Source organism: Streptomyces hokutonensis (genome assembly GCF_042751305.1).
Taxonomy (GTDB): Bacteria; Actinomycetota; Actinomycetes; order Streptomycetales; family Streptomycetaceae; genus Streptomyces; species Streptomyces hokutonensis_A.
Window position 1 is genome coordinate 70,183 of the sequence record NZ_JBHYWD010000013.1, and the last position, 9,361, is coordinate 79,543.

Consider the following 9,361-nt stretch of genomic DNA (forward strand, 5'->3'; position numbering starts at 1 on the left):
GTGGGGGTGGGGGGGGGTGTGGGGGGGGGGGGGGGGGGGGGGGGGGGGGGGGGGCGCCCCCCCCCCCCCCCGCGCCGAGTGCACGAGCCGAAGGTACGGGGGGAACCCCCGGCTCTGTGCGACGGCCGATGACCAGTCGGCTCACTCAGTACTGCGCCACGGGGCCCGAAAACGTCACACCCCGCGCGAAAAAAGTTTCGCGCGTCATGAAGTCGCAGGTCAGAGGGCGCTGTACGTCGGGGCCGGCGCCGGTGTCCGCGAGGAGGCGGGGGTGGACGGCGTCCGACGGGCCAGCGGGGCGAAGGCGGAGGGGAGCGGGGTGGCAACCACGCCGTTGCCCTTGTGGCCGCCGACGCTTCCGCCGCTGCCACTGCCACTGCCGCCGCCCGGGGCGAGCGGGGCTATGGTCCCGTTGCCCGTGTCGTCACCGCCCTGGCCGCCGCTCTGGTCGCCCTGGCTGCCGCCGGGTCCGCTCTGGGAGCCGTCGTTCTTGCCGTCGCCGCTGCCGGTGCCCTGGTCGTCCGAGCCGCCGCCGGTCTTCTTGAGCAGGCCCTTGCAGTACGTCCACACATGGGAGGTGCCGCCCGCCGCGCCCTCCAGGGCGCGCTTGCGGCCGGCCTCCAGGGACTTGCCGTCGCGCACGGCGCGGCAGGAGGAGGCGACGGCGCTCCACCAGCTGCCCGAGTGGACGGACTCGTCGTCACCGGAGCCGGCGGCGGGGGTGCGGTCCGTGCCGCCGCCGACCGCCTCGCCGGAGGAGGAGTCGTCGGAGCCGGCCGTGGTACCGCCCGCCGAGGGGGTGCCCGAGCCGAAGGTGCCGCTGGGCGAGGGCGAGATCAGCGGGCGGTCCGGGGTCGCGGCGGCGGAGACGGAGGCGGCGGGCGTCGGGTCGTCGAAGGGCGACGGCAGGACGCCCGTACCGGCCGCGACCGCGACCCCGCCGGCCAGTCCGACGGCGAGCGCCGCGGTCAGCCCGAACCGCGCGGGTCCGCCCAGGCGCGGTCCCCGTACGGTCTCCACGGGCCGCCCGAGCCGGACAAGACCGGCGTCGGAGGAGTGCGCGCGGGAGGGCCGGCCGAGGGCGGAGCGCTCGACATCGTTGCCGGTGCGCGCGGCCCGGAAGGCGGCCAACGCGGCTTCCTCGCCCGGGAGTTCGGTCTTGCCCGAGGTGGGTTCCACGGCCAGCGCGCCGAGGGTCCTGGCGAGCCGTTCGGCCTGGGCGCGGGCGGCCGGGTCGACGGCGTCGAGGGACTCGCCGCGCAGCAGGAGTTCAGCGGTTTCGCGGTCCAGCCATCGGCCGGGGGTCCGGGGGGTGTCCCCCGGCACAGCAGGGCGCTCGTCGGCCATCACATGTCCTTCTGCGTCCGCGCGCGCGTATGCGTCACAGTGGCGGACGTCACCGCGTGGTCGCGCGGGTCTCGCTGGGGTGGCAGGGCGTCGAGAGCCGCGGCCGATTCGGGGTCGCCGCCGAGCAGTTCCGCGAGCCGTTTCAGACCGCGGTGCGCGGCCGTGCGGACGGCGCCGGGCCGCTTGCCGAGGGTCTCCGCGGCGGTCTTGGCGTCGAGGCCCATCACCACCCGCAGGACGACGGCCTCGGCCTGGTCCTGGGGCAGTTGGGCGATGAGGGAGAGGGTGCGGTCGGTGGCCAGCGCCTCGATGGCCTCGCCCGCCGTGTCGGACTCGGCGGCGCGGCCGGTCAGCTCGGTCTCGTCGCCGCCTACGGCGGGGCGGCGGCCGCGCATCCGTATGTGGTCAAGGGCGCGGTTGCGCGCGATCCTGGCCGCCCACCCGCGGAACCGGTCCGCGTCCCCGCTGAACCGGTCCAGGTCACGGGCGATCTGCAGCCAGGCCTCGGACGCCACGTCCTCGGCGTCGGGTTCGCCGACCAGCGTCCGTACGTATCCGAGCAGCCGTGGGTGCACCGTGCGGTACACAGTCCGGAACGCGGTCTCGTCCCCGTCCTGTGCCGCAAGCACCGCGGCGGTCAGCTCCGCGTCGTCCCCCAGCACGTGGTCCCTCGAATTTTGTCGGTCGCGGCCGCCCTCCGGCGCGAAAGGCACGTTACGACCTGAAACCGCTCCTCGTCCATGGCAGTACAACCCGCAACTACTTGCTTCGGGCGCGCGGTGTGACAGAAAACGCACTCCTGACGCTGTAGAGAGTACGGGCCGCCGCGCGGCCCGTGCCGCGCGACGGCCGGGGCCTCTCCTGTGGGGGGTGGCGGCCCCGGCCGTTGCCGCGACGGCCGTCGCGCCGACCCGACGGCGTCCGCATCCGGCCACGGTCGTCCGCCGGTGCGCATGTGTCCCGGCGTCCCCGCCGGCTTCTACCACGAACACGAACGAGCGCTCGTCGCCGACGCCGCGGAGGCGGTCTCGGAGCGGGACCCGATAACGATCCGGTCGCCGTCCGGCGAAGCCCCCGCAGAGCCGCGCCTCGACTGAATCCGGCAGCGGCGCGGGCTCCCGAAGGCCCAGCCTGCGGCGTCGCGGACCCCGGTCCCCCGGTAGGGCCAACACCCCTTACGCAGCAGGCGTGTTAACTCCGTGAAACCCGATGGAGTGGCCTCCGGTACGCACGGTTGACGGTGATAGCATTCCGCCGTCTGCGACCTTGATCCACTTTTGTTCAGGCCTCGAGTCTGAACGCGGTCATCTCTCCGCGTAGGTCAGTCATGCAGTCCCCTGGACGGGTTGCGGATCCTTGCAAGGCGTACCCCCGATGACGCCTGCGTGCCACGCGCCGGGAAAGGTTTCCATGACTCAAGACGTGCTTCTTTGGTGCCTGGTTGCGATAGCGGTGACAGCCGTAGCCGCAGTCGTGGCGCTCGTGCTCCGCAGCAGAGCCCTGGGGAGGAGGAAGAAGGAGTCCGAGGCCGCGCTGGAGGCGCGGCTGCGGTACGCGCAGGGTGAACTCGACCGCGCCCAGGCCGCCTTGGCCACGCTGCGGGACGAGCAGGACGATGTCATCCGCGAGGCGGAGCAGGCCGCCGAGGAGAACACCAAGTCGGTCCTCAAGGGCGCCGCCCGCTTCCTCCAGAGCCTCGCGGCCGAGCAGACCACGCTGCTGGACGGGGTCCAGCGCGAGTACGGCGGCCACGCGGTCCTCTCCGACCTGATGGACATCACCCACGCCAACGCCCAGATGGCCCGCAAAGCGCAGGGCATCGCCGTGATGTGCGGCGCGCCGCTGGGCCGCCGCAACCAGCCCGCCAGCGTCTACGACGTCGTCCGCAGCGCGCAGAGCCAGATCCGCAACTTCCAGCGGGTCGAGATCATGCAGCCCAGCGGCATCGCGCTGAAGGCCTCGGCCGTCGCGCCGGTCGCCCTGGCCGTGGCCGAACTCCTCGACAACGCGGCCAGCTTCTCCCAGGCGGACGCCCCGATCGAGGTCACCTTCCGCCAGGCCCAGAAGAACCTGTGCATCGTCATCGACGACGCCGGCGTCGGCATGGGCGACGAGGACCGGCAGCGGGCCGGCGCGCTGCTGTCCGGCGAGGGTCTGCCCCGGCTGTCCCAGCTGGGCACGCAGCCGAAGTTCGGTTTCCCCGTCATCGGTCTGATCGCCCGTCAGCACGGCTTCACGGTGGATGTCACCGGTGTCTCCCGGTACGGCGGCGTACGGGCCGTCGTACTCCTGCCCGAGGAGCTGTGGACCATGGAGGAGGCCCTGCCGCCGGCCACCGAGGCGCCCGTGAGCACCATCCGGCCGATGGAGACCGGACGGTCGGCGCGTACGGCGGGCGGTCTGCCGAAGCGTGGTTCCCGTATCTCGCCCACCGGTGTCACCACCGGCGGGGAGCAGGCGCCCCGGCGCAGTGCCCGGCGCGGCACCGGCAGCCTGGCGGCCCTGCAGCGCGGTACGCAGTCCGCGCGCGACACGGCCTCCTTCGACATTCCGACGCCCGGAGGGTCCGAAAACGCATGAGTACAGGAGACCTGTCCTGGATGGTCCAGGACATCGTGGACAACGTGCCGAGAGCACGGCACGCCGTGGTGCTGTCCGCCGACGGTGTGCCGCGCGGGTCCACGGACGACCTGTCCGGCCAGGACGTGCGGACCATCTCCGCGGCCATGGCGGGGATGCAGTCGCTCAGCCGGGCCACCGCCCACTTCGCGGGTCTGGCCCCGAGCCGGAACTGGATCCAGACGGTCATCGAGTTCCAGCACGGCTGGGTGTTCCTGATCGGGGCCGGTCAGGGTGCCTATCTGGCCGCCGCCGCGGAGCCCGACGTCGACATGGAGCAGCTGTCGTTCCGGATGAACCGGCTGGTCTCCCGGCTGGGCAACAACCTGACGGTCCCGGCGCGGGTGGCCGGCGCCGACGTGGCCCACCCCGGGGACGGCGCCGGGGCACCGCTGGACGGCGGGGGCGGCGGGGTCTTCCTGCTCGCGGAGCTGGACAAGGCGGTGGCGTCGGTGCCGGGCGCGCTGCACGCGCTGCTGCTCGGCGCGGACGGGCTGCCGCGCGGGGCGAGTTCGGGGATCGGCAGGAATCTCGCGGACACGATCTCGGCGGCCATGACCGGCATCCACGCCTACAGCCGGGCTACCGCGCCGTTCGCGGGCGGGCAGCAGGACGACGAGTGGATGCAGACGGTCATCGAGTTCGAGCACGGCTGGGTGTTCCTGATCGCGGCCGGCGAGGGAGCCTTCCTCGCCGCGGCGGCCGAACACGGCTGTGACATCGAGGAGTTCACCGTACGTCTGGGCGACACGATGCCGGCGCTGACCGCCGGGTCGGCGGCCCGGGGAGGAAGGACCGGCGATGAGTGACGAACTGGACGGCGAGCTGGAGCTGACGGCCCCATTAGTCCCACTCTTCGTCATCGCGCAGGGTCGCGCGCTGCCACGGGAGAGCGAGTACGAGCACACCACGATCATCACGGCCCAGGACGGTGCCGTGGCGGCGGCCCGGACGCTCGCCCCGGAAGCCCGTACGGTCCTGGATCTGATCGCGGACGGCTTCCTCTCGGTGGCCGAGGTCGCGGCCCACACCCGGCTGCCCCTGGGCATCGTCCGCATTCTGCTGGCGCAGATGGCCGAGGACGGCCTGATCCATGTGCGCAATCCGGTGCCCCATGCCGAACGCCATGATCCCGTCCTGCTGACCGCCGTGCTCGACGGCCTGATGCGAATTCGAACCGGAGCGTAGTCCCGTGTATCTGGATCCCGACGTCTCCCGCTCCGTGAAGATCCTGGTCGTGGGCCACTTCGCGGTCGGGAAGACCACGTACATCGGAAGTGTCTCCGAGATAGAACCGCTGCAGACCGAGGAGGAGATCACCGAGGCCAGCGAGGGGATCGACGATCTCTCCGACACCCCGGACAAGACGACCACGACCGTGGCGATGGACTTCGGGCGGCTCACCCTCGGCGAGGACCTGGTCCTCTACATCTTCGGAACCCCCGGGCAGGAGCGGTTCAAGCAGATGTGGGAGGGGCTGTCCCGGGGCGCGCTGGGGGCGCTGGTCCTGGCGGACCCGGAGCGGCTGGAGGAGACGTTCCCCGTCCTCGACCTGGTCGAGGCGTTCGGTCTGCCCTATGTCATCGGCGTCAACACCTTCGAGGGGAAGCACCAGTTCCCACTCGACGAAGTGTGCGAGGCGCTCAACATCTCCGAGGACACTCCGGTCATCCACTGCGACGTGCGTGACCAGGACTCCTCGATGCAGGCACTCATCACGCTCGTGAAGCACCTCTTGTCCTCACTCGGCTAGGAGCCAGCATGCAACAGCCCTTCGACACGTCCGGGGCACCGGCCGGCTGCCCCGCGCACGGGAACGTCCCGCTGTACGGGTCCGACTTCGGCTCCGACCCCGAGAGCATGTACGCCCAGCTGCGCACACTGGGGCCGAGCGCCCCGGTCGACATCGCGCCGGACGTCGAGGTCGAGCTGGTGACCAGTTACGACGCCAGTCTGTACATCCTGCAGAACCCGACCCTGTTCGTGCGGGACTCGCGCCGCTGGAACGCCCTGAACGACGGGGCGATACCGGCGGACAGCCCGGCACTGCCGATGATGGGCTACCGGCCCAACGCCCTGTTCAGCGACGGCGCGGCGCACGCCCGGCTGCGGCAGGCGGTCACGGACAGTCTCGCGACCGTCGACCAGAGCCGGATCGTCCGGCTGACGCAGCAGTCGGCCGACTACCTGATCAGCCAGTTCAGCTCCGAGGCCATGGGTCAGGCGGAGCTGATGTCCGCCTACGCGCAGCCGCTGCCGCTGCTGGTCTTCGGTGAGCTGTTCGGCTGCCCGCCCGAGCTCGGCGACCGGGTGATCGCCGGGATCACGGGCATCTTCCAGGGCACCCCGGGTGCCGACGAGACCCTGGGCGGCGCGCTCGCCGAGCTGATCGCGCTGAAGCGCCGGCAGCCCGGCGAGGACCTCACCACCCGGCTGATGGTGCACTCCTCCCGGCTGACCGACGAGGAGGTGCTGCACCAGCTGGTGACCCTGCTCTCCGGCGGCACCGCGCCCCTGACGGCCTCGATCGGCACCAGCGCCGCGCTGTACCTCAGCGACGACTGGCCGAGCGGGCTGCCGGTCGAGGACGCGGTCGTCAAGACCCTGTGGAACTACGCGCCGATCGCCAACTACGCGGCCCACTACCCCACCCAGGACGTCGAGTTGGGCGAGCGGACGCTGCACGCGGGCGACCCGGTGCTGATCTCCTTCGCCGCCGCCAACAACGACCCCAAGCTGACCGCGCACCGCGAGCAGCTCAGCTCCAAGGCCCATCTGGCCTTCGGCGCGGGCCCGCACGCGTGCCCGGCGAAGGACCCGGCGTTCATGATCGCGGCCACGGCCGTCGAGTCCCTGCTCAACCGGCTGCCCGACGTCGAGATGCGCGTCCCCTTCAAGGAACTCGCCTGGGTGCCGGCGCCGTGGAGCCGTCAGCTGGTGACCGTCCCGATCCGGTACACCCCGCGTACGGTGCCGTCCGCGGCCAAGCCCCGCCCGGCGCGGCCGGCTTCCGCCCAGGCCGCGCCGTCGGCCGCCGCGATGCCGCAGCCGGCCGCGTTCAGCCGGCCGTCGCACGCCGCTCCGAAGCCCAAGGGCGGGATGTTCAGCCGCTTCCGGGCCTGGGTGAATGGTGAGTGACGTAAGTAACCCTACGAAAGCACTGTGTTATTGGATGATTCAAACATCTCACGGGTACGGATGGCGGCTGGCAGAGAGGAGCCACCATCGTGGGAAGCGTCACGACTCCGTCCACGGACCGTCGGGCCACCATCTCCCTGTTCTCCCGTCTTCGGACGGCTGAGGGACAGGCCGATCCCTTCCCCATCTACGCAGAACTCAGGGCGCGCGGCACCGTCAGCCCCGCGCCCTGGGGCGGTCACCTCGTGACCGGCTACGGCACCTGCGACCAGGTACTGCGCAACGGCGTATGGATCGAACCGGACACCGCCTGGCGGGAACAGCAGGGGGCGCGCACCCGCTGGAGCGCCCCCTCGGCACGGGAGATCAGCCGGACCATGCCGGCGCTCAACCCTCCGGAGCACACCCGGGTGCGCCGGTCGGCGGGCTCCTTCGACCGCTCCACCATCGAACAGATCGGCCGCCGGGTGAGCCAGGTCGTCGACCGGCTGCTCGACACTCTGCACGAGCGCCTGCACGCGGGAGAGGCCGACTTCTCGGCACTGGTCAGCGAGGAACTCCCTGTCGCCACCATCGGCGACTGGCTCGGACTGCCCGGCACGGACTGGCCCCGGCTCCGTGAACTGACCCACGACCAGGTCTTCACCCAGGAGTTACTCCCGAACGCCAGCCAACTGGCCCGTTCCGACGCCGCCATGGTGGAGCTGCGCGCCTACTTCCTGGAGCTGATCCGCGACCGCCGCGCACACCCCGGGGACGATCCCGTCTCCCGGTGGATCAGCACCTGGGACGAGCTCGAACCGGACCGGGACAAGGCCGACGAAGCCGTCTACTTCCTCGCCCTGTTCGTCCTGCTGGCCGCCCTGGAGACGACGTCGACACTGCTGTCGACGATGACGCTCCTGCTGGTCGAGGAGCCCGACCGCTGGAGTCTGCTCGCCGAACACCCGGACCTGGTCCCGGCGTTCGTGGAGGAGACCCTGCGCTACGACCCTCCCACCCACGTGATCAGCCGGGTCGCCGCCGAGGACTGCCTCCTGGAGGGCACCGAGGTCAAGGCCGGGGAGATGGCCCACCTCATGGTGGGCGCAGCTCACCGCGACCCCGCCCGCTTCACCGACCCCGGCTCCTTCGCGCCCCGGCGCAAGGCGACCCATCTGGCCTTCAGTGGCGGCATCCACTACTGCCTGGGCGCACCCCTGGCCCGGCTGGAGGCACAGACCCTGCTCAGCCGCATGATCGCCCGCCTGCCGAGACTCACCCTGGTCCGCCGCCCCGTGCAGGCACCCCGGGTGGCGTTCAGGCGACTTCTGAACCTGGACGTTTCACTGACATGAACCCGCCAATAACCTCCGGTACCGCTGTGCACGCCTCCGCGTCGGAGCCCGTGGACGACGCGGAGACCGCACCTCCGGCCGCCGCCGTAAGCCTCACCCGGACCGGGTCCGTCCTCCACGCACGGCTCAACCCGTCCACTCAGGACGACGACGTCCTGAGCTCCGCCGTCCTGGACGCGCTCATCGCCGTACTCGACGGCCTCCACGACCAGCCCGACATCCAGATCCTGGTGCTCTCGTCCCTGGGCGAGGACTTCTGCCTGGGCGCGGACCGCCGGGAGTACCAGGAGGCCCTGGCCGACGACCCGACCGGGACCACGCTGCGGCGCCTCGCGGACAAGGCCCACCGGCTGTGCCAGGCGCTGGAGAACACCCATGCCGTCACCATCGCCCGGCTGCACGGCAGGGTCATCGGCGCCGGCCTCGCACTCGCCGCGCACTGCGATCTGCGCGCGGGGGCGGACACCTGCCGCTTCCGGATGCCGGAGATCGGCCTCGGACTCGCACCCGCCTGGGGAGGCGCGATGGGGCGCCTCATCACGGAGGCCGGTGCCGCCCGGATCCGTGAACTCATGCTCACCTGCGACGAGTTCGACGCCTCCACCGCCCAGCATCTCGGGCTCCTGCACAAGGTCGCCCCCCTCGACCAGCTGGACGACGCCGTCACAGCCTGGACCAGACCCCTCGCCCGGCGCTCCCCGCAGGCGCTCGTCCTGACCAAACGCATGCTCGCCGGCTACGCGAAAGCCGCCCGCACCAGCGACACCGCCCTGCTCGACTCCCACCTCCTCGCCGCCCAACTCGCCCAGCCGCGCTGAGCGTCACGCCCGTGGCGGGCGGGAGTTGTGAACCCACACCAGCCCCCACAAAGTGTGAAACCACCCACCAACAAGCAGAAGAGGGACCCGCGACGAGGAAAA

The 9,361-nt window shown here is 71.7% G+C and carries 9 protein-coding genes; 7 read left to right on the forward strand and 2 right to left on the reverse strand.

Annotated elements, in window-relative coordinates:
* Window positions 1-219 precede the first annotated feature (219 nt).
* Together ACFXC1_RS30885 and ACFXC1_RS30890 are read right to left on the reverse strand one after the other, a co-directional pair.
* Entirely contained in the window at window positions 220-1,347 is a 1,128-nt protein-coding gene (locus ACFXC1_RS30885) for a hypothetical protein (protein WP_381248612.1), read from the reverse strand.
* Window positions 1,347-2,009 carry an RNA polymerase sigma factor gene (locus ACFXC1_RS30890; RefSeq protein WP_381248615.1) on the reverse strand — a complete coding sequence of 221 codons (663 nt, stop codon included), beginning with the start codon at window positions 2,007-2,009 and terminating at the stop codon, window positions 1,347-1,349. Before ACFXC1_RS30890 ends, ACFXC1_RS30885 begins: the two co-directional genes overlap by 1 nt.
* A 748-nt stretch (window positions 2,010-2,757) precedes the next feature.
* Between ACFXC1_RS30890 and ACFXC1_RS30895 the strand changes: the two genes are divergently transcribed.
* From ACFXC1_RS30895 to ACFXC1_RS30925, 7 genes are all read left to right on the forward strand, one after another.
* Window positions 2,758-3,927, forward strand: coding sequence for an ATP-binding protein (locus tag ACFXC1_RS30895; protein ID WP_381248617.1), 1,170 nt, complete (start codon window positions 2,758-2,760; stop codon window positions 3,925-3,927).
* Between the two features lie 20 nt (window positions 3,928-3,947).
* A complete protein-coding gene (locus ACFXC1_RS30900) occupies window positions 3,948-4,775 on the forward strand; it encodes a roadblock/LC7 domain-containing protein (RefSeq protein WP_381249023.1) in 828 nt (275 codons plus the stop codon).
* Window positions 4,768-5,154: a DUF742 domain-containing protein gene (locus ACFXC1_RS30905; RefSeq protein ID WP_093628763.1), complete on the forward strand. Its 387-nt coding sequence runs from the start codon at window positions 4,768-4,770 to the stop codon at window positions 5,152-5,154. The genes ACFXC1_RS30900 and ACFXC1_RS30905 overlap by 8 nt, the downstream gene beginning before the upstream one ends.
* A 4-nt stretch (window positions 5,155-5,158) precedes the next feature.
* Window positions 5,159-5,719, forward strand: a complete 561-nt coding sequence (locus ACFXC1_RS30910) for a GTP-binding protein (protein WP_381248619.1) — start codon at window positions 5,159-5,161, stop codon at window positions 5,717-5,719.
* 8 nt (window positions 5,720-5,727) lie between these two features.
* Window positions 5,728-7,104 carry a cytochrome P450 family protein gene (locus ACFXC1_RS30915; RefSeq protein ID WP_381248622.1) on the forward strand — a complete coding sequence of 459 codons (1,377 nt, stop codon included), beginning with the start codon at window positions 5,728-5,730 and terminating at the stop codon, window positions 7,102-7,104.
* Window positions 7,105-7,193: 89 nt separating this feature from the next.
* Complete coding sequence (locus ACFXC1_RS30920) at window positions 7,194-8,441, forward strand: cytochrome P450 (protein WP_381248625.1); 1,248 nt, start codon at window positions 7,194-7,196, stop codon at window positions 8,439-8,441.
* Window positions 8,438-9,259 carry an enoyl-CoA hydratase/isomerase family protein gene (locus ACFXC1_RS30925; RefSeq protein WP_381248627.1) on the forward strand — a complete coding sequence of 274 codons (822 nt, stop codon included), beginning with the start codon at window positions 8,438-8,440 and terminating at the stop codon, window positions 9,257-9,259. Before ACFXC1_RS30920 ends, ACFXC1_RS30925 begins: the two co-directional genes overlap by 4 nt.
* The last annotated feature ends 102 nt before the right edge of the window (window positions 9,260-9,361 follow it).

Coding starts and splice junctions, on each gene's coding strand:
- ACFXC1_RS30885 (WP_381248612.1), bottom strand. CDS start 1,347: ATGGCCGACGAGCGCCCTGCTGTGCCGGGGGACACCCCCCGGACCCCC.
- ACFXC1_RS30895 (WP_381248617.1), top strand. CDS start 2,758: ATGACTCAAGACGTGCTTCTTTGGTGCCTGGTTGCGATAGCGGTGACA.
- ACFXC1_RS30900 (WP_381249023.1), top strand. CDS start 3,948: ATGGTCCAGGACATCGTGGACAACGTGCCGAGAGCACGGCACGCCGTG.
- ACFXC1_RS30905 (WP_093628763.1), top strand. CDS start 4,768: ATGAGTGACGAACTGGACGGCGAGCTGGAGCTGACGGCCCCATTAGTC.
- ACFXC1_RS30915 (WP_381248622.1), top strand. CDS start 5,728: ATGCAACAGCCCTTCGACACGTCCGGGGCACCGGCCGGCTGCCCCGCG.
- ACFXC1_RS30925 (WP_381248627.1), top strand. CDS start 8,438: ATGAACCCGCCAATAACCTCCGGTACCGCTGTGCACGCCTCCGCGTCG.